Raw genomic sequence first — 18,689 nt, 5'->3', positions numbered from 1 at the left:
CTATCGAAAGATAGACTTGCTATTAACATCACTTAGAGTGATATATGTAGTAAGCAAAAAACAAGGAGGTCAATACCATGAAAATCAATTATAACGTAACTGGTAACGAACGTAAAAAGCTGGTGAAGCTCATCAGCGAAATCACAGAGGTTCCTTCAAAATACCTGGGAGTACCATCCTGCGCATACCAGGTGGGACCTTACCACATCGGAAAAGACGGTGAGCTAACCTTTGACAGCGAAGTGGATCAGGAGGATACCAATGCGCTGATGAAAAAGCTGCAAAGCGCTGGGTTTGAAGCTGAGGTGGATGAACCAGCTCATGCTGAAGCGGATACCGAGGAAACGGGACTCATCATCCAGATCCCAAAAGACTCCCTCTCCGATGAAGACCTGGAGAAGCTAGCCAAAATGCTAGATGCAAAAGGCAACCTTATTAAGAAGGCTCTGAATGTAGATACCCTTCCCATTGAATCCGACGAAGAACGCATTAGCTTTCCTTGGTTTTCTAAGCTGCCAAATCCAGATGAGATAAAAGCCTACTCCCAGTTCATTACAAAGCTTTGTGAGATGGCGAAAACCCAAAAGAGAATCACCGTAAAAGAGAAAGAAGTCGATAATGAAAAGTACGCATTTAGGTGCTTCCTTCTCCGCCTCGGCTTTATTGGAGAAGAATTCAAAACCCATAGAAAGATTCTCCTTCAAAACCTTTCAGGCAGCAGCGCTTTCAAAGGAGGTGCTCCAAGTGAAACCGATCAGTAAAGAAAGACTGGCCCACCTACGCAAACAATACCCCGCTGGAGCCAGGGTTCAGCTCCTTTGGATGGATGATGTGCAAGCACCTCCAACAGGCACAAAAGGCACCGTGTGGGGCGTGGATGACACAGGCTCCATCATGGTTCAGTGGGATAACGGCAGCAGCTTGAATGTGGTTTACGGCATTGATTCCTGCAAAGTAATCGATGAAAATTCCAGGAAGGAGTCACAGCAATGAAGGCACTATTTGGTCGAAAGTTCTACAACCTTAAGGAACTAAAAGAAGCAACTGAAGATGCAAAAGAAGATGGCGTCATTGGTTCTGATTACACCGTGATTCGAGAAGTGCAGCTTAGTGATTCAGAGTTTAAGAAGTTCACCAGTGATTTTCTAGAGGATCAGCCATGGATCAAGAAGTCAGATGGTGGGACTAACGAAAAAGGTGAGCTTCGATGTATCAGGGTCATTAACAAAGACACTGGCGAAAAGATATTATCCAGTACAGAAGGCTATGATTATTCGAGGTACACAGCGATTGAAGATTAGCTTCTAGGCCAGAAACCTGATCTATAACTACAGAAATGACTTGCTATTATTCTCGTTTAGAGTGATATATGTAATACCAAAACAAAACCACACTAAATGGAGGATGAGAACATGAAAGAAATCAAAGCATTTGAAGAAGCCAAAGCAACCGGCGCAAACTTTAAGGAGTCTGGAATCAACAGCACAATGTACTGGGCCTACGAAAGAAGCAAGGAAGCAGGAAACGATACCATCGACTTTTCTGAGGTCATTTGGGATTACGACATTGAAAACATTGTTAAAGCCTGCAGAGCCTATGGAATAGACCACATCACCATTTCAAGCACCTTCTCAGGGCTGATCGCAACCCTTGCCGAATTTGAAAAGCACGGCTGCAAGATGGACGGACTTACAAAGGTTAAGACAAGCTATACCGACTGGCAGACTGGCGAAAAGCAAATGCTACCGGCAATCTTGGTTAGGATTTAAGGAGGGTTTAGACCATGTGGAGAGAAGGTAAAATCGAAGTCGAAAATAAAACCATTTATTACTGGATCAAAAGCTTTGACTTAGGCTCCCCTTACGGCATTGATGAAGGTAGGATTTCAAAACTGATGCTAAAGCGAGATGGCCAGATCATTGCAAACTTTGATAGAGGCTGGGACATTGAACCCATCGACGCCAATGCACAAGCTGCGCTTGAAGCTTTGATGAAGAAATACAATTAACAACAAGATAGAAACGCATAGCGGAATAGGGCTGCATAGCTCTTTTCCTCGTTACAGAAGACCTTATGGTCTATTTTTTATGTCTTTTTAAAGGAGGTGTCCGCATATCCGAAAACTAAAGAAGTATAAACCAACCTCTTACATGGCGAAAGATTCCCATTACAGCAAGGAGATGGCGGACTATGCAGTTGGTTTTATTGAATGCCTCTCCCACACCAAAGGAACCTGGGCGGGAAAGCCTTTTGAACTGATAGATTGGCAAGAAAAAATCATCCGGGATTTATTTGGAACCATAAAACCAAATGGCTATCGTCAATTTAATACTGCTTATGTAGAGATACCAAAGAAGATGGGAAAAAGTGAGCTCGCGGCGGCTGTTGCCCTGCTCTTAACCTGTGGAGATAACGAAGAACGTGCTGAGGTTTATGGCTGCGCTGCAGATCGTAACCAAGCCTCTATCGTTTTTAATGTGGCAGCGGACATGGTTCGTATGTGCCCTGCCTTATCCAAGAGGGTTAAGATTCTGGACTCACAGAAAAGACTGATCTACCAACCCACCGGAAGCATCTATCAAGTGCTCTCTGCCGATGTTGGAAACAAGCACGGCTTCAACACCCATGGCGTTGTCTTCGATGAGCTCCACACTCAACCAAACCGAAAGCTCTATGATGTTATGACTAAAGGTAGTGGTGATGCCAGGATGCAGCCCTTGTACTTTCTAATCACCACTGCTGGAGATAATCAAAACAGTATCTGCTGGGAGGTTCATCAAAAAGCACTGGATATCATGGCAGGAAGAAAGAACGATCCTACCTTCTACCCCGTCATTTATGGCGCAGATCTTGAAGATGACTGGTCCGATCCAAAGGTCTGGAAGAAAGCAAACCCATCCCTTGGCATCACTGTCAGCATGGATAAAGTAAAAATGGCTTATGAGTCAGCAAGACAAAACCCTGCTGAAGAAAACAGCTTCAGGCAGCTTAGGTTAAATCAATGGGTTAAGCAGGCTATTCGATGGATGCCAATGGATAAATGGGATACCTGTGCTTTCCCGGTTAATCCAGAAGCTCTTAAAGGTCGCGTCTGCTATGGCGGGCTGGACCTTTCTTCATCCACTGATATTACAGCCTTCGTACTTGTCTTTCCTCCACAGGATGAAGATGACAAGTATGTGGTTCTTCCATACTTTTGGATACCGGAAGACAGCATTGACCTTAGGGTTAGACGGGATCATGTGAATTATGATGTTTGGGAAAAACAAGGCTTCCTTCTTACTACCGAAGGTAACGTAGTCCACTACGGATTCATTGAGGCTTTCATTGAGGAACTTGGGATGAAATATAACATCCGTGAGATTGCCTTTGACCGTTGGGGTGCAGTTCAGATGACACAGAACCTAGAGAATTTAGGATTCACCGTTGTCCCTTTTGGTCAGGGATTTAAAGATATGTCTCCGCCGACTAAGGAATTAATGAAACTCACACTAGAGAAGAAAATCGCTCACGGTGGTCATCCTGTTCTCCGCTGGATGATGGATAACATTTTTATTAGAACCGATCCTGCTGGCAACATCAAAGCAGACAAAGAAAAATCTACCGAGAAGATTGACGGTGCTGTTGCCACAATCATGGCTCTTGACCGAGCGATTCGCTGTGGTGGAGAAACTGGTAATTCTGTTTATGATGATCGTGGACTATTATTCTTCTAGTGCTAGTTTGCCTACGGTTTAATAAATCGATATAAACAAAAGTTTGTTCCAGATAAGTAAATTTATGTGTAGTAAGAAAAGGCTTATAGAAGAATTGTAGAGGTATTTAAAAGAATTAAGTATTCTTCAATATTAACTTAATTATTCTTTTATGCTGCATGGTAAACACTGAAAAGTGTAAATTAAGATTATTTGTAACTGAGGTTTCAAATATTATCTCCTGTTATTTAGATGATAGAAATTATAAATTTTGTTAAACCATATAATTACTATTGAATTTAATATTATTCAATGATACACTTAATAAAGTTAAAGGGGGTGTGTTATGGCTATCGAAGTAGTTCCCGAATGGATGATGAATTTAGAGGATGAAGATCTAGCATTTATTAAAAAATTTATTTTATCATCTGGTTCATTAAAGCAGATTGCCTCGCAATATGGAGTTACATATCCTACAGTAAGATTAAGGTTAGATAGATTAATTCAGAAAATTCAAATCAATGAAGAATCAGCAAAGGAGCCATACATTGCATTAATTAAGAAACTAGCAGTAAATGAAAAAATAGATTTTGATACTGCAAAATTATTAATTTCAGAATATAAAAAAATAAGAAAGGATGATGAATAATATGAATATTACCAGTTTGTTACTCATTATAACAATAATACTTATAGGTATAGCATTAATTGTATTGCAGATATTGTTATCCAAAAGAAAAAATAGTTGGTTGGGTCTTATTCTTCCTTTGTTATCATTTAGCTTTTCAGTTTTTCTGACAATTACGGCACCTCATTGGATAAGGTATGAAGAATGGACTATGGTGCTTATTTTTGTTTTGACAAATATTCCTACTGTAATCTTTAGCGGTATTTATCTTTTCTATCGAAAACAAAACATGAATGAGATTTCCAGAATGAATATTCAAGATTTAGAATAGTTCCATGTTAAAAAATATTTTTATATGACGTATCATTTCTACAGTTATTATGAAATTAGTTGCATCTATAGTAAGCATCTCAAAAGAGGTGCTTTTTTCATACCCATTTTTAAGGAGAGTGATGTCCATGGGAATACTACAAGGATTATTCAAGGCACGTAACAAGCCTCAAGATGCTCTTGGAGGCAGCCGATATAGTTTCTTTTTCGGAAGCACCAGCGCTGGGAAACCTGTTAATGAACACACCGCCATGCAAATGACCGCGGTGTATAGCTGTGTGAGAATCCTATCTGAGACATTAGCTGGTCTCCCGCTACATGTCTACAAATACAATGATTCAGGGGGCAAGGAGAAAAACCTGAAACACCCATTATACAAACTGCTTCATGATGAACCAAATCCTGAGATGACTTCCTTTGCGTTTAGAGAAACGCTGATGAGTCATCTTTTATTATGGGGAAATGCCTATGCTCAGATTATTCGAAATGCACGAGGTGAAGTGATCTCCCTGTACCCCCTAATGCCAAATAAGATGACGGTCGATCGCGATTCAAGTGGTCGGCTTTTCTATTTGTACCAGCGTGGTAGTGAAGATGCTCCTACTCTTGGTAGAGACAATCAGGTCTATCTTTCACCATCAGATGTCCTTCATATTCCAGGACTTGGCTTTGATGGGCTGGTAGGCTATTCACCAATTGCCATGGCGAAAAACGCTGTAGGACTAGCCATTGCCACGGAAGAATATGGAGCTAAGTTTTTTGCTAATGGCGCATCACCCGGTGGCGTCCTGGAACACCCCGGTACCATCAAGGATCCTCAGAAGATTAAAGAATCCTGGAACGCAGCATACCAAGGAAGTGGTAATGCCCACCGGGTGGCGGTCCTTGAAGAAGGCATGAAGTATCAGCCTATAGGCATTTCTCCTGAGCAGGCTCAGTTTCTGGAAACTAGGAAGTTTCAGATCAATGAGATTGCTCGTATTTTTAGAGTCCCACCACATATGTTAGCTGACCTTGAGAAGTCGTCTTTTAGTAACATCGAGCAGCAATCACTGGAGTTTGTGAAATACACCCTCGACCCTTGGGTGGTTCGCTGGGAACAGTCCATGTGCAGGGCACTTCTTATGGAAAGTGAAAAACCCAATGTGTTTATCAAGTTTAATGTGGATGGTCTCTTGCGTGGTGATTATGTAAGTCGTATGAGTGGATATGCCACTGCAAGGCAGAACGGTTGGATGAGCGCCAATGATATCAGAGAGCTAGAAAATCTGGATAGAATCCCAGAATCCTTAGGTGGCGATCTCTATCTCATCAACGGTGCCATGACAAAATTACAGGACGCAGGCGCGTTCGCAAATATCAAAGAAACGGAGGAACCTAAATGAAGAAGTTTTGGAACTGGGCACGAGATGAAAACACTGGTATCCGAACACTCTACCTAGACGGCGTTATTGCTGAAGATTCATGGTTTGACGATGATGTCACCCCTAAGGCATTTAAAGCAGAGCTTACTGCCGGCGAGGGTGACATTGTTATTTGGCTCAATTCTCCAGGAGGTGATTGCATTGCTGCTAGTCAGATTTACGCCATGCTGATGGATTACAAAGGTACTGTTACCGTAAAGATCGATGGCATTGCCGCTTCTGCCGCCTCAGTCATCGCTATGGCGGGGACAACGGTGCTCATGGCACCAACAGCCCTTATGATGGTCCATAACCCCCTTACCGTGGCCATTGGAGACAGTGAAGAAATGAAAAAAGCCATCGCTATGCTTTCTGAAGTTAAAGAGAGCATCATCAATGCCTATGAAATTAAGACAGGTCAGTCAAGGACAAAGCTATCCCATCTTATGGATGCAGAAACCTGGCTTAATGCAAAGAAGGCCATCGAGCTTGGTTTTGCTGACGGTATCTTGGAGGATGAAAAGAAAAGAAATCAGACCGAAGACTTTACCTATGCCTTTAGCCGCAGAGCTGTTACCAACTCTCTGCTTGATAAGGTAAAACCCAAACTACCAAAAGAGAATACTTGCACCCCAATTGAGTCGCTAGAAAAGCGGCTTTCTTTGATTGGGCACTAAATTTTAGGAGGAAAACATTATGAATAAAATTCTTGAACTGCGTGAAAAAAGAGCAAAGTCCTGGGAAGCCGCTAAAGCCTTCCTGGATACCAAAAGAGGTACAGATGGAATTGTATCCGCCGAAGACACTGCAACCTATGAAAAAATGGAAGCTGATGTGGTTGCCCTTGGTAAGGAGATTGACCGTCTTGAAAAGCAAGAAGCACTTGACCGCGAGCTTTCAAAGCCCTTGAACACTCCACTTACCGGAAAGCCTATCTTCCAAGGTGTGGAATCCAAAGGCGGCAGAGCCTCTGCTGAATACCAGAAGGCCTTCTGGAATGCCATGAAAACCCGTTCTGGTGAAGGGCTTGATCCAGTGATTAAGAACGCACTGCAGATTGGCACTGACACGGAAGGTGGTTACCTTGTACCAGATGAGTTCGAACGTACACTTATTGAAGCCCTGGATGAAGAGAATATCTTCAGAAAGCTGGCCAACGTCATCTCCACTTCTTCTGGTGATCGTAAGATTCCAGTAGTGGCTTCAAAAGGAACCGCTTCTTGGATTGATGAAGAAGGTGCCATTCCTGAAAGCGATGATAGCTTTGGACAGGTTTCCATTGGTGCTTACAAACTTGGTACCATGATTAAAGTTTCTGAAGAGCTTCTAAATGACAGCGTCTTTAATCTTGAAAACTACATCGCCAGGGAGTTTGCAAGACGTATCGGAAACAAGGAAGAAGATGCTTTCTTCACAGGAGATGGTTCTGGTAAGCCTACAGGTATTCTTGCTGCCACTGGTGGAGCACAGATCGGTGTAACCGCTGCAAGTGCTACAGCTATTTCCATTGATGAGATTTTGGACCTCTTCTACTCTCTTAAGTCTCCTTACAGAAACAAGTCCGTGTTCGTAATGAACGATGCTACCATTAAGGCCATTAGAAAGCTAAAAGATGGTCAGGGTCAGTATATCTGGCAGCCTTCACTTCAGGCTGGAACACCAGATACCATTCTGAATAGACCTGTTTACACTTCATCCTACGTTCCTACCATCGCTGCATCTGCAAAGTCCATCATCTTCGGTGACTTTGGCTACTACTGGGTAGCGGATCGTCAAGGCAGAGTATTCAAGAGACTTAATGAGCTCTATGCAGCTACTGGTCAGGTGGGCTTTGTTGCCACTCAGCGTGTGGATGGAAAGCTAATTCTGCCTGAAGCCATTAAAGTGCTTCAGCAGAAAGCGTAATGGAGGTGTCCTATGAGTTATAACACAAAGAACTTTACCGAACAGGGTGGCGAAAAAACCGTTATTGGTGGAACTCTTGAAATCAAGGATGGGGCAGTCGTTACTGGCCTCCCCATTCTCGATAATCAAGCGGCAAGTACTGCTGCCACAGTTGAAGATTTGGTAACGGATTTTAATGCCCTCCTCACCAAACTTAAGGCTGCAGGGCTTATGATTTCAGACTAATGAAAGGATGGTGGCGGTATGACACTGCTGGAAAAAGTAAAAGTAAATCTTATTCTTAATCACTCGGCTGATGATGAGCTGCTTGAGATGTACATCACCGCCGCCACGCGGTATGCAGAAAGCTATCAGCATCTTCCTGAAAACCACTACGTGGAAGCCGTTATGCCAGCCACCACACAACAAGCCATCATTATGCTGTCGTCCCACTTTTATGAATCCAGGGACGGCAGCACCGGTGGTTTCTTTTCAGATAATGTGCAGGCTGGGCAGCAGGTATGGAATACAGTCAATCTCCTGCTGCGACTTGATCGGGATTGGAAGGTGTAGTCATGAGCTTTGGGAAAATGAATACCTTTATTGACATCATTGAGAGCGTCACCATAAAAGATCCCGAAGGCTTTAAAACTGAAGTTGATAACATTATAGCTTCTGTAAGAGCTTACCGTGAAGGTCGGCATGGCAATGAAAAATGGGCTAATAGGGCATCCTTTTCTGAAGCCACAGACCTTTTTCGCTTTCGCCGCATCCCTGGTATAACCATATCTACGTCTATGGTGCTCATCCATAGAGATAAGAGATTTGAAATCACATCTGTTGAGGATGTGAAAGGCCGGGGAATGTACATTGAAGTACTGGCCAAGGAGGTGGTTCCAAGTGGCTAAAGGAACTATGAAAATGCCTGATGAGTTTCTAATGAAGCTTACAAAGCTTGGTGATAAGACAGATGAGATTGTCTCGAAAGTTTTAGAAGCTGGCGGCGAGGTTGTTCTGGATAAAGTAAAAGCCAACCTCAAAGGCGTTATCGGTACTGGAACAAAAGAAAAAAGCCGTTCAACCGGTGAGATGGTATCTTCCCTAGGCATTTCTCCCACTAAGCTAGACCGAAATGGAAACTTCAATGTCAAGGTTGGCTTTAATGAACCTCGTGGTGATGGAGATGCCAATGCTAAGATTGCAAATATCCTTGAATACGGTAAATCAGGTCAGCCACCTAAACCCTTCTTGAAGCCTGCAAAGTCGGCATCTCGGAAGGCATGCATTGAAACTATGAAATCAGAACTGGATAAGGAGATTGAAAAGCTATGAGCTTACTTGCGGATTTAAACCACATACTAGGACCCCTAAACATTCCTGTGGAGACCGGAGTATTTTCCGATATGCCGCCTGATGAATATCTGGTTATTACCCCCATGTCTGATAGGCTTGTTCTTTTTGCAGATAATGAGGCCTATATGATTCTTTCAGAAGCTCGGCTTTCTCTTTTCACGAAGAAGAATTATATGAAGCGCAAGAAAGAACTAACGAAAGCGCTTCAATCTGGAGGGGTCACCATCACAGATAGACAGTATGTTGGTTATGAACATGATACTAAATTTCATCATTACGCCATTGACGTAATGAAAGAATATGAAACGGAGGAAGAATAAATGGCAACGATTGGTTTGGATCAATTATATTATGCTAAGATCACCGAAGATCAAAACGGCATTGAGACCTATGGAACACCTAAAGTACTGGCTAAAGCCATGACTGCAGAGCTGAGCATTGAGCTCATTGAAGCCATTCTCTACGCAGATGACGGTGCCAGCGAGGTAGTAAAAGAATTTAAGAGTGGTGCCCTGACACTGGGTATTGATGATATCGGATCATTGGTAGCACAGGATTTGACAGGATGTAAAATCGACAGCAATAACGTCGTTGTTTCAAGAAGTGAAGATGGTGGGTCTCCGGTGGCTATTGGGTTTCGTGCCAAGAAGGCCAATGGAAAATATCGCTACTTTTGGCTCTACAGGGTTATTTTTTCTGTTCCCGCAACAAGTCTTGCTACCAAAGGCGACTCCATTACATTTAGCAGTCCCACCATAGAAGGAACCGTCTTTAGAAGAAATAAACTGGATGGAGAAAGCAAACATCCTTGGAAGGCGGAAGCCACTGAAGGAGATAATGGTGTTTCTGCATCAACAATTACAAGTTGGTTCACATCCGTTTATGAACCAGACTTTACTCCAGTTACGCCGACCGTAACTATTACAACTCAACCAGCAACTCTCACAGAGGTCACTGAAGGAAGCATTACTGGAAGCCTTTCTGTTGTGGCAAGCTCCAACACCTCAAACACTGTAACTTATCAGTGGTATGAAAATACAATCAACAGCACCACTGGCGGTACTGCAATTAATGGAGAAACTTCTGCGAGCTTTGATATTCCAACAGACCTTTTGGCAGATACCTATTACTACTACTGCGTCTTAAGCTCTAGTGGTGCAGAAAACGTTACGACCACAGTGGCTACTGTTGTTGTTTCTTAATGGGAGGGTTGATCATGGCAGATGAAAAATTAAAGATTGACGAAGCCGGTGAAGAAAGAAGCACCACCATTGATATTGGCGGCACGGAGTTTAAGATGATTCTTACCACTAAAGCTACAAAGGAAATTGCCAAGCGCTATGGTGGTCTTGAGAATTTGGGCGATAAGCTCATGAAAACTGAGAACTTTGAAATGGCACTTGATGAGATTGTGTGGTTGATTACACTTCTCTCAAACCAGTCCATTTTAATTCATAACATCAGAAATAAGGATGATAGAAAAGAACTTCTCACAGAAGATGAAGTGGAGCTTCTTACCACACCCTTTGATCTGGCTAATTACAAGAATGCCATTATGGCCAGTATGATGAAAGGTACAAAAAGGAATGTGGAGAGTGACGACTCAAAAAACGAGGTGGTCGGGTAAGCAGTGAGGAACTCTTTACCCGACTAATCTATTTTGGCACCGCCCACCTGAGAAGATTTGAAGATGAAGTGTGGCTTTTGCCCATCGGCTATTTGATGGATCTATGGGAATGTCACAAGCAGTTTATCGGGATTTCAAAACCGAGAAAAGACCATAATATTGACGATATTATCCCGGAATACTCATAACACTACCATGTAAAGTGGCACCTTAATCGGTGTCATTTTTCATGCCCCAAGGAGGTGATACCATGTCGGATTTCGGCTTAAAAATCGGTGTTGAAGGTGAAAAGGAGTTCAAAAGCGCTCTTCGTGACATCAATCAAAATTTTAAGGTGCTTGGTTCTGAAATGAATCTGGTTACCTCCCAATTTGATAAACAGGATAAATCAATTAAAGCTATCACTGCAAGAAACGAAGTGCTGAATAGGGAAATTGATACTCAGAAAGATAAGATAAAGACGCTGGAATCTGCACTGAATAACGCTTCTGAATCCTTCGGCGAGAATGATAAAAGAACGAAAGCGTGGCAGATACAGCTCAACAACGCCAATGCGGATCTCATGAAGATGGAAAAGGAACTGGAAGACTCATCGGTTGAAGCTGAAAATCTAGCTGATTCTCTGGATGAATCGGGTAAGTCCGCAGATGATGCAGGGGGCAGATTCGATAAGTTTGGTGGAATCCTTAAAGGTATTGGTATAGCAATGGGGTCAGTAGCTGTAGCGGCTGGAGCTGCAGCGATCAAGATCGGAAAAGAAGTTGTTCAGCAGTTCGGAGAACTGGAACAGAACCTGGGTGGATCAGAGGCAGTTTTTGGAGAATATGCAGCTTCCATTCAGAAAACAGGAGAAGAAGCTTATAAGAATCTTGGCGTATCCCAGAGTGATTATCTGGCCACAGCCAATAAGATGGGTGCTCTATTTCAGGGATCCGGACTTGAACAGCAGAAAAGTCTGGAACTGACTGAGAAGGCTATGCAGCGAGCTGCTGATATGGCATCCGTTATGGGAATCGACATGCAGATGGCACTAGACTCCGTCGCAGGAGCTGCCAAAGGTAATTTTACCATGATGGACAACCTGGGTGTTGCGATGAATGCCACCAATGTGGAAGCCTATGCCCTTGCTAAAGGCTTAGACTTTACCTGGGCTTCAGCTACACAAGCTGAGAAAGCTGAAGTCGCTATGCAGATGTTCTTTGAAAATACGGAACAGTATGCCGGTAACTTCGCAAGAGAATCCACTCAAACGGTGACTGGGTCATTAGGGTTGCTTCAAGCAGCAATGGGTTCTTTCACAGCTGGCCTTGGGAATGCCGATGCGGATATGAAAAATCTCACACAGAATCTGGTAGATGCATTCCAGTCTGTTGTAGTGAATATCGTGCCGATTTTAGAGAATGTGGTTGCTGCACTGCCGACAGCCATGGATGGCATTTTACTAGCTGTCGGTGATTTATTACCCCTACTATTAAGTACGGTTACAGACTTATTCACTCAGATTCTTGAGACCTTATTGAATCTTCTTCCAGAGCTGATTCCAGCGGCGGTAGATGCGGTCATGACGATAATCGGAGCTTTAGTTGACAGTCTTCCACTACTTATTGATGCAGCACTGCTTCTTATAACAGCCCTGGTAGAAGGATTAGGACTGGCACTTCCCGAACTGATTCCTTCAATGGTGGAAGCTGTAATTCTCATAGCAACTACTTTGATTGAAAATATAGATCTGATCTTAGATGCCGCATTTACATTAATTACCGGACTGGCACAAGGACTACTGAATGCTTTACCAGCTTTAATTGAAGCACTACCACAGATAATAGCTAGCATCGTGACTTTTCTCATTGAAAACTATCCGAAACTAATTAAGATGGGCATCAACCTGATCGTGCAACTGGGAGCTGGATTAATTCAGGCCATACCTCTACTTATAAGCAAAATACCTGCCATCATCTCGGCAATCGTTGGAGGGTTTGGAGAGGGTATTCCATCCATAACAGATATAGGAAAAGATATCATCAAGGGTCTTTGGTCTGGAATTTCTTCCATGGTGGGCTGGATAAGAGAAAAAGTTGGTGGCGCTATGAGTGGAATTGTCGGAGGCGTGAAGAATCTGCTTGGAATCCATTCGCCTTCGACAGTCTTTGCCGGAATCGGATCGAACATGGGTCAGGGAATCGGAGTTGGGTTCAGTAATGCCATGAAAAACGTTGCAGCTGAAATGAAAAATTCCATCCCGACGGATTTTGATGGACTTCAGGTTGATGTCAGTGCTGTGGAGAATATTATCCCGGATACCTCTTCCATTGCCGTAGCAGGAACAATGCCGAGTGAAGGCTTGGAAGCTCTGTTTAAAGGCATGCTTGAGAAGATGGGATTCGGTGTGATGACAGGAGGAGAGGGTGAAAGCGAAGTTCTTGGTGGTGTGACAAATCATTATAATATCACGATCAATAATCCGAGCTCTGAACCGTCCTCTGATAGTATTCGATCAACACTACTGAAACATTCATATGGACTGGTATAGGAGGTGAACCTTTGGACAGAGAATTATGGCTATTTAACGGAATGACTCTATCGCAACATAATAAATGGGATGTTGAAGAGGTCATCGAAGGGATAGGGATCCCAAAAGTTCGAGGAAGTAACCTCCAGGTCCCATTTCAGCATGGAAGCAGATGGGTCAAGAAAAGATACGATCGGCGCAAGATGGTATTTTCCATGTGGATCAAAGGAAAAGACAGGTCAGAGTTAGATCAGAATATTGATGCGTTTATTCGAGGAATTTCAAAGCCTGGAATCCATACGTTAAGAAGGATTGGTAAAAATGGAGAAGTCAGAGAAGCACAAGGTGAACTAAGTTCAGATATCAACTTTGTCCGAAAGGCTCCGGGATATGCCAAGTTTGCTCTGGAAATTGAGCTGCCGGATCCTTTTTTCTATGGCACTGATGAAGTTATCATTAATGAAACTATCGATTCTAGAACCCATAACTGGATCCATGAATATATGGGTACGGCTCCACTCATATCTATGGAAATCAAACTTGCTGGACCGATGACTAATCCAATGCTTCAAAATACCAGCAACGGGATATGGGTGCAGTATTTAGGCGTCATAAATACCGGGGAGAGTGTTGTGCTAAACACCAGAGATTTCTCCTGCATTAAAGAAGGAGAAAATGTTATTACCACTGTGAAGCATGGAGGAGACGCATACTGGATGGTATTTGAAAGCGGAACGAATAATATGAAGCTCACTACAGAAACAACCGGTGGTACCGTGGAGTTCAGGTATCATCCAAGCTATTTTTAAGGAGGACTGTATGAATATTGAGGATTGCAAAGACAGAAAAGAGCTGAAATTTATCAAGATAGTTGATGGTGTAAAACTTATGCAGGAACTGTATGATGCCATTCCAGAACTAGAACCAGTTGTAGAAGAAGGTGAACTCACGGTCAATCTACGTCTTTTCACAAGTGGTCATGAAATTACTCTTTGGGTTCCGAAGGAGGCAGATGAGCATCTCATCCAGAATATTGTAATGGAGCATAAATATCAGGATGAGTTTGAAAGTGAGGTGAGCAAGAATGCCCTACCAGGAACTGAATCATAGACGAATCCCTTATGATATTGACGGAACAGTTGTGGGCTACAACATCGGTCAAGATTATGCCAAAGGCATAACGGATTGGCTTTCAGAAAGTCAGCTTTCAGCAATAAACGATGAAGGAACCAGTACGCTATGGAAGTCCAATGAAGGTTCATACGGTGGTTCTGTACAAAGATGCATGTGGTTTTTCTTTCCTGAAGCGAGAGAAATTGAAGCGAGCAACTGGCTTGGATCATGGGTTAGAAGTCTCTTAAGATTTGAAATGCAAGGCAGCAATGATACAACCAACGGTATGGACGGAACCTGGGAGACTGCAGTATTTCCTTCTGGAACACCTATGGGTTCTCACACGGTGCCATCATGGTGGAGAATCTATGTCAAACCTGTTTCCTTTTCAACCACATATAAAACCATACGCATCAAATTTGAACTGTATTCCTCCTACGATGGGGACTCCTATTTTAGAAAAGCTCATTTCTATGGAAGAAAAGCATATGGACAAACCCCTGATGACATTCTCATCTGCAATGCAGACGGCAATGAGAAAACAGCACTGTTGGATTGGGGAGACAGACCTGAAGGCACTACAATGATTAAGTCTTTCAAACTGAAAAATGCCAGTTCAAACAGAATCGCTTCAGGTGTAAACATCCAGCTCAATCATGGTGACTTTGGGCTTTCTTTTTCTGAAGACGGTCCTTGGACAGCAACGCTTGATATTGCATCGATTGCTCCAGATAACTTAAGCGCCACAATCTACATCAGAAATCTTTTAGGTGCACCTCCTCTCATACTGGGACCAAAGGCGGGAAGATGCATCATCACCGTCGGAAGCTGGACATAGGAGGTGAAATGGGATGGGTATGCCAATACTGACGCTTGTTAGTCCAGAAGATGGTTTGAACTTTATTGATCGAATGCTGTTTTTTGACATAAACTACAGCGACCCAATCGATACATTTGCTGCAGATCGTATTCTGTTTGAAGCGGACAAAGTTGCAACTTTTGATGGCTTGGATCGTAAGAGAATTGAATATGTCGATGTCGCAAGTGATTCCACAGTAAGATATTCATTAATACTGGAACCTGGCTTGTGGTATTGGAGAGTAACCGCTGAGAACAGTTCTGGATTATCCGTTTCAGAAGTCAGGACTCTTACTGTTTCGAAGACCATGAAAAGAGCACTCTACCAGTATGAAAATGTAGGCAAGGCGGCAATGCCCTGGTCCAATAAAAGAACCTTATACCAATATGAAAACATCGGCAAATCGCCTATTGATTGGACTGATAAGAGAACCTTATCTCAGTATGAGAATATTGCAAAGTTTGGACCCCTTTGGAGTAACCAGAGAAGCTACTATCAATATGAAAACATTACTGATGATCCACCATTTCCATACATTTCAAGAATTTCATCAACTCGTGGGCCTTCCGGATCCGTTCTTACACTTTATGGTAACGGGTTTGGATATTCATTTGAATCGGATGTCTCAAATCCCGATCGGTTCCTGAGAAGCTATGATGGTTCTGTATACATCAATGATCTCATGTGCAGCATCCTTTCCTGGTCCTGGAATGAGATCGTAATGCAGCTTCCAGCTGAAGCGGAAAGCGGTCCCATAAAAGTCGTATTGTCACAGCCGACAGTCAGAGAGAGCAATGTGAAGGGATTTGAAGTGTATGCCGGAGTTCCAACTGACGATATCGGCATTGAGCTGTTCATCTGTGCGAGAGAAAATCCGAATACGGTGCTCTGCCAGCTGGACGGGGCCTTCAATAAAGCCTTTCAGATGGTTCAGAACAATGCCGGATCAGGCAGCTTTTCCATAAGCAGGTATGACAGGTTTGGCGGAAACAACGAATATATCAGAGATCAGAATTTCGTGCTGGTAAAACTGGATGGGAATCCTATCTTTAAATGGATCATTGAAGCAAAGAAGCCGAATTATGTGGACCCTTCAGAGCATCAGATTATTGAAGTGAATGGACGAGGCATTTTATCGATGCTGGGCTGGGCAGTCGTTTATCCGGAAAATCTCGCAGAACCGGTTCTGGATCGGAAATTCACAGGAACTGCTAGTACTGTTCTGAGAAAACTGATACAGGAAGCACAAACAAGAGGCGGTCTAAAAGGAGTATCCATTGGATGGGAGGATGACAAGGACAGTTTAGGGAACACCTTCACAGAAAGCATCAATCTTTCATTCAGGGTCGGGACTCCTTTGACGGAAGTTGTTACAAAGTTTACTGATGGCCTGGGTTATTTCGATATCGAAATGACTCCAGATCTGAGACTGAAAATCTACAAGAATAAGGGAGAAGATCTTCATGAAGAGATCATCTACCGACCAGGACAGGCAATCCTTAGTCATCAGAACCAGAGCGACGGAACAAATCTTGTCAATGAAGTACTCATCGAAGGAAGCGAGAAATCCATAGCAGTTGCATCTCATAGTTTGAGTCAGACAAACTATGGCCGTAGAGAAGGATATCTCTCAGCCAGCAATCTCATTGGAGGTCTCTCAGAGTATGGACAGGCATATCTCAGCCGAGCTGCTTTCCCTACCTGGGGCATTCAGGGAACGGTGACTACCTTTACGGACACAGAAGGTAGAAAGATCAAACCTTTTGAGTCCTACCTGATCGGAGACTGGATTGGATGGCATATCCCGCCAGAAGGTTCTGACGAAATTGGCTTTGAAGGGATACTACGAGTAAAGGGTGTAACAGTAAGCGAGGACAATGATACAGGAAATCTGAAATACACACTGGATCTTCATAATGCCATGCTGGAGCATGAAATCAAACTGACGCAAAAGGTGGAGAGAATCTCTCAATACAGTGGTGGAAGTGACGTCTTATCTGTTACTCCATCCAGTAGTAGTGGATATTCCCCAAATGAAATCAATGCACTCCTTTTGAATAAGGCCAACACCATCCATCAGCATCACTTTACAGATTTAGTTGATACACCTGAGAATTTAGAACCGGGAAAGATTGTCATCGTGAATGAAGAAGGTAATCAGCTGATTCTTGATGAGAGAGAAAAGCCTGAAGTGTTTTTTCAATCTGAGCTAAAAGCTATAACTGGGAGCAATTTCAAAGCGGAGATCGATGATACAACATTTGTAGGGAATGGCATAACTTTTGATGCGAATACCCGATCACTTATTATTGGTGAATCAGGTAGGTATTGCATTAGAGCCAGCCAGGTTGCATCTGTTTACGGTGAAGCCAGTCTGTTGATCAGGAAGAACGGTTCGGGACTAAAAAGAGCAGCATCGGTTAATGCAGTCAGTCTAAATCATTCCGTTTCAGTTATTGAATCGTGCACTGCCGGTGATGAGCTTGATTTTTATTGGAATGGCACTGTAACAGAATCTATGGCGGGAATGGATTCTTCCGTTTCCATATTTAGAATTTGAACATCATAGGCACAACCAGAATTTAAACAACTGGATGTGCTTTTTGATTTCAGGAAAGTGAGGATAATAATGAAAGACATTTGGAATGTGATTCAATTTGTATTTGCTGGCCTCGGTGGTTGGCTTGGCTGGTTTCTTGGAGGTTACGATGGATTTTTATATGCCCTGATTGCCTTTGTGGTGATTGACTATATGCTTGGTGTCATGTGCGCCATAATTGAGAAGCGTTTATCCAGTGACGTGGGTGCTCGGGGCATCTTTAAAAAAGTGGTGATTTTCTCTTTGGTGGGGGTAGCGCACATTGTTGATCAGAACATCATCGGTGATGGTGGTGTTATCAGAACAGCAGTGATCTTTTTCTACCTATCTAATGAAGGAATCAGCATCATTGAGAATGCAACAAGACTTGGACTGCCTATTCCAGAAAAGCTCCGTGATGTTTTGGAACAGCTTAAAGACGGTGGAGATAAAGACGGAACAAAGTAAAAAGGGTTTTGCCGTTTGAACGATGTCCAGCATAGTTAAGTTATGGAGGTGTTCAAATGGTATTTATTCATTGTAGCCATTGCGAAGAACCATTATGCGTCATCAATTACAATTTGCTCTTCAGTGACAAAATGGTGATAAGGAACTATCAAGAGGAATGTCCATGCTGCCACAAAACTCTAGACTTCTATTGGCATGAAAACAGCGATCAGGTTTTTGATGAAGGAAAACTGGATTAGCTG

24 protein-coding genes are annotated in these 18,689 nt (G+C 42.9%); all 24 read left to right on the top strand.

Annotated elements, in window-relative coordinates:
* Positions 1-77 precede the first annotated feature (77 nt).
* Positions 78-761 carry a virulence protein gene (locus tag H626_RS0102365; protein WP_027107909.1) on the top strand — a complete coding sequence of 228 codons (684 nt, stop codon included), beginning with the start codon at positions 78-80 and terminating at the stop codon, positions 759-761.
* Positions 745-993, top strand: a complete 249-nt coding sequence (locus tag H626_RS0102360; protein WP_027107908.1) for a DUF4314 domain-containing protein — start codon at positions 745-747, stop codon at positions 991-993. Before H626_RS0102365 ends, H626_RS0102360 begins: the two co-directional genes overlap by 17 nt.
* The gene (locus H626_RS0102355; RefSeq protein WP_027107907.1) at positions 990-1,301 is read left to right on the top strand and encodes a hypothetical protein; all 312 of its coding nucleotides are present in this window, start codon (positions 990-992) and stop codon (positions 1,299-1,301) included. The genes H626_RS0102360 and H626_RS0102355 overlap by 4 nt, the downstream gene beginning before the upstream one ends.
* Positions 1,302-1,412: 111 nt before the next feature.
* A complete protein-coding gene (locus tag H626_RS0102350; protein WP_027107906.1) occupies positions 1,413-1,769 on the top strand; it encodes a DUF7698 family protein in 357 nt (118 codons plus the stop codon).
* 14 nt (positions 1,770-1,783) lie between these two features.
* On the top strand, positions 1,784-2,008 hold the full coding sequence (locus tag H626_RS0102345; protein WP_027107905.1) for a DUF7678 domain-containing protein: 225 nt from the start codon (positions 1,784-1,786) through the stop codon (positions 2,006-2,008).
* Between the two features lie 142 nt (positions 2,009-2,150).
* Positions 2,151-3,716 (top strand): terminase large subunit, encoded by a 1,566-nt coding sequence (locus tag H626_RS0102340; protein WP_051237714.1) that lies wholly within the window; start codon positions 2,151-2,153, stop codon positions 3,714-3,716.
* Positions 3,717-4,041: 325 nt separating this feature from the next.
* Entirely contained in the window at positions 4,042-4,344 is a 303-nt protein-coding gene (locus H626_RS0102335) for a DUF2089 family protein (protein WP_027107903.1), read from the top strand.
* A gap of 1 nt (position 4,345) precedes the next feature.
* Entirely contained in the window at positions 4,346-4,654 is a 309-nt protein-coding gene (locus H626_RS0102330) for a hypothetical protein (protein ID WP_027107902.1), read from the top strand.
* Positions 4,655-4,781: 127 nt separating this feature from the next.
* Complete coding sequence (locus H626_RS0102325) at positions 4,782-6,038, top strand: phage portal protein (RefSeq protein WP_027107901.1); 1,257 nt, start codon at positions 4,782-4,784, stop codon at positions 6,036-6,038.
* The gene (locus H626_RS0102320) at positions 6,035-6,733 is read left to right on the top strand and encodes a head maturation protease, ClpP-related (protein ID WP_027107900.1); all 699 of its coding nucleotides are present in this window, start codon (positions 6,035-6,037) and stop codon (positions 6,731-6,733) included. The genes H626_RS0102325 and H626_RS0102320 overlap by 4 nt, the downstream gene beginning before the upstream one ends.
* Positions 6,734-6,752: 19 nt before the next feature.
* The gene (locus H626_RS0102315; RefSeq protein WP_027107899.1) at positions 6,753-7,961 is read left to right on the top strand and encodes a phage major capsid protein; all 1,209 of its coding nucleotides are present in this window, start codon (positions 6,753-6,755) and stop codon (positions 7,959-7,961) included.
* A gap of 12 nt (positions 7,962-7,973) precedes the next feature.
* Positions 7,974-8,186 carry a hypothetical protein gene (locus H626_RS0102310; protein ID WP_027107898.1) on the top strand — a complete coding sequence of 71 codons (213 nt, stop codon included), beginning with the start codon at positions 7,974-7,976 and terminating at the stop codon, positions 8,184-8,186.
* Between the two features lie 18 nt (positions 8,187-8,204).
* Positions 8,205-8,513: a head-tail connector protein gene (locus H626_RS0102305; protein WP_027107897.1), complete on the top strand. Its 309-nt coding sequence runs from the start codon at positions 8,205-8,207 to the stop codon at positions 8,511-8,513.
* Positions 8,514-8,515: 2 nt separating this feature from the next.
* On the top strand, positions 8,516-8,848 hold the full coding sequence (locus H626_RS0102300; RefSeq protein WP_027107896.1) for a head-tail adaptor protein: 333 nt from the start codon (positions 8,516-8,518) through the stop codon (positions 8,846-8,848).
* Positions 8,841-9,272 (top strand): HK97-gp10 family putative phage morphogenesis protein, encoded by a 432-nt coding sequence (locus H626_RS0102295; RefSeq protein WP_027107895.1) that lies wholly within the window; start codon positions 8,841-8,843, stop codon positions 9,270-9,272. Before H626_RS0102300 ends, H626_RS0102295 begins: the two co-directional genes overlap by 8 nt.
* A complete protein-coding gene (locus H626_RS0102290) occupies positions 9,269-9,613 on the top strand; it encodes a hypothetical protein (protein WP_027107894.1) in 345 nt (114 codons plus the stop codon). The genes H626_RS0102295 and H626_RS0102290 overlap by 4 nt, the downstream gene beginning before the upstream one ends.
* Positions 9,614-10,495: a major tail protein gene (locus H626_RS10435; RefSeq protein WP_084140130.1), complete on the top strand. Its 882-nt coding sequence runs from the start codon at positions 9,614-9,616 to the stop codon at positions 10,493-10,495.
* Between the two features lie 14 nt (positions 10,496-10,509).
* Positions 10,510-10,920 carry a hypothetical protein gene (locus H626_RS0102280; RefSeq protein WP_023387655.1) on the top strand — a complete coding sequence of 137 codons (411 nt, stop codon included), beginning with the start codon at positions 10,510-10,512 and terminating at the stop codon, positions 10,918-10,920.
* Between the two features lie 568 nt (positions 10,921-11,488).
* Entirely contained in the window at positions 11,489-13,450 is a 1,962-nt protein-coding gene (locus tag H626_RS10430) for a phage tail protein (protein WP_211221932.1), read from the top strand.
* Between the two features lie 11 nt (positions 13,451-13,461).
* Positions 13,462-14,238, top strand: a complete 777-nt coding sequence (locus tag H626_RS0102270; protein ID WP_027107892.1) for a phage tail domain-containing protein — start codon at positions 13,462-13,464, stop codon at positions 14,236-14,238.
* A gap of 10 nt (positions 14,239-14,248) precedes the next feature.
* Positions 14,249-14,539, top strand: a complete 291-nt coding sequence (locus H626_RS0102265; protein WP_027107891.1) for a hypothetical protein — start codon at positions 14,249-14,251, stop codon at positions 14,537-14,539.
* Positions 14,514-15,380 (top strand): hypothetical protein, encoded by an 867-nt coding sequence (locus H626_RS0102260; protein ID WP_027107890.1) that lies wholly within the window; start codon positions 14,514-14,516, stop codon positions 15,378-15,380. The genes H626_RS0102265 and H626_RS0102260 overlap by 26 nt, the downstream gene beginning before the upstream one ends.
* A 13-nt stretch (positions 15,381-15,393) precedes the next feature.
* Complete coding sequence (locus tag H626_RS0102255; protein ID WP_027107889.1) at positions 15,394-17,961, top strand: IPT/TIG domain-containing protein; 2,568 nt, start codon at positions 15,394-15,396, stop codon at positions 17,959-17,961.
* Positions 17,962-18,030: 69 nt separating this feature from the next.
* Positions 18,031-18,447 carry a phage holin family protein gene (locus tag H626_RS0102250; protein WP_027107888.1) on the top strand — a complete coding sequence of 139 codons (417 nt, stop codon included), beginning with the start codon at positions 18,031-18,033 and terminating at the stop codon, positions 18,445-18,447.
* The last annotated feature ends 242 nt before the right edge of the window (positions 18,448-18,689 follow it).

The organism is Lacticigenium naphthae DSM 19658 (assembly GCF_000425865.1).
Classification (GTDB): Bacteria; Bacillota; Bacilli; order Lactobacillales; family Carnobacteriaceae_A; genus Lacticigenium; species Lacticigenium naphthae.
This window is presented reverse-complemented; position numbering and strand designations above follow the sequence as displayed.

Excerpts from the sequence above, each read along its gene's own strand:
- H626_RS0102365 (WP_027107909.1), top strand. The coding sequence starts at position 78 with ATGAAAATCAATTATAACGTAACTGGTAACGAACGTAAAAAGCTGGTG.
- H626_RS0102355 (WP_027107907.1), top strand. The coding sequence starts at position 990 with ATGAAGGCACTATTTGGTCGAAAGTTCTACAACCTTAAGGAACTAAAA.
- H626_RS0102350 (WP_027107906.1), top strand. The coding sequence starts at position 1,413 with ATGAAAGAAATCAAAGCATTTGAAGAAGCCAAAGCAACCGGCGCAAAC.
- H626_RS0102345 (WP_027107905.1), top strand. The coding sequence starts at position 1,784 with ATGTGGAGAGAAGGTAAAATCGAAGTCGAAAATAAAACCATTTATTAC.
- H626_RS0102340 (WP_051237714.1), top strand. The coding sequence starts at position 2,151 with ATGGCGAAAGATTCCCATTACAGCAAGGAGATGGCGGACTATGCAGTT.
- H626_RS0102335 (WP_027107903.1), top strand. The coding sequence starts at position 4,042 with ATGGCTATCGAAGTAGTTCCCGAATGGATGATGAATTTAGAGGATGAA.
- H626_RS0102330 (WP_027107902.1), top strand. The coding sequence starts at position 4,346 with ATGAATATTACCAGTTTGTTACTCATTATAACAATAATACTTATAGGT.
- H626_RS0102325 (WP_027107901.1), top strand. The coding sequence starts at position 4,782 with ATGGGAATACTACAAGGATTATTCAAGGCACGTAACAAGCCTCAAGAT.
- H626_RS0102320 (WP_027107900.1), top strand. The coding sequence starts at position 6,035 with ATGAAGAAGTTTTGGAACTGGGCACGAGATGAAAACACTGGTATCCGA.
- H626_RS0102315 (WP_027107899.1), top strand. The coding sequence starts at position 6,753 with ATGAATAAAATTCTTGAACTGCGTGAAAAAAGAGCAAAGTCCTGGGAA.
- H626_RS0102310 (WP_027107898.1), top strand. The coding sequence starts at position 7,974 with ATGAGTTATAACACAAAGAACTTTACCGAACAGGGTGGCGAAAAAACC.
- H626_RS0102305 (WP_027107897.1), top strand. The coding sequence starts at position 8,205 with ATGACACTGCTGGAAAAAGTAAAAGTAAATCTTATTCTTAATCACTCG.
- H626_RS0102300 (WP_027107896.1), top strand. The coding sequence starts at position 8,516 with ATGAGCTTTGGGAAAATGAATACCTTTATTGACATCATTGAGAGCGTC.
- H626_RS0102290 (WP_027107894.1), top strand. The coding sequence starts at position 9,269 with ATGAGCTTACTTGCGGATTTAAACCACATACTAGGACCCCTAAACATT.
- H626_RS10435 (WP_084140130.1), top strand. The coding sequence starts at position 9,614 with ATGGCAACGATTGGTTTGGATCAATTATATTATGCTAAGATCACCGAA.
- H626_RS0102280 (WP_023387655.1), top strand. The coding sequence starts at position 10,510 with ATGGCAGATGAAAAATTAAAGATTGACGAAGCCGGTGAAGAAAGAAGC.
- H626_RS10430 (WP_211221932.1), top strand. The coding sequence starts at position 11,489 with ATGGAAAAGGAACTGGAAGACTCATCGGTTGAAGCTGAAAATCTAGCT.
- H626_RS0102265 (WP_027107891.1), top strand. The coding sequence starts at position 14,249 with ATGAATATTGAGGATTGCAAAGACAGAAAAGAGCTGAAATTTATCAAG.
- H626_RS0102260 (WP_027107890.1), top strand. The coding sequence starts at position 14,514 with ATGCCCTACCAGGAACTGAATCATAGACGAATCCCTTATGATATTGAC.
- H626_RS0102255 (WP_027107889.1), top strand. The coding sequence starts at position 15,394 with ATGGGTATGCCAATACTGACGCTTGTTAGTCCAGAAGATGGTTTGAAC.
- H626_RS0102250 (WP_027107888.1), top strand. The coding sequence starts at position 18,031 with ATGAAAGACATTTGGAATGTGATTCAATTTGTATTTGCTGGCCTCGGT.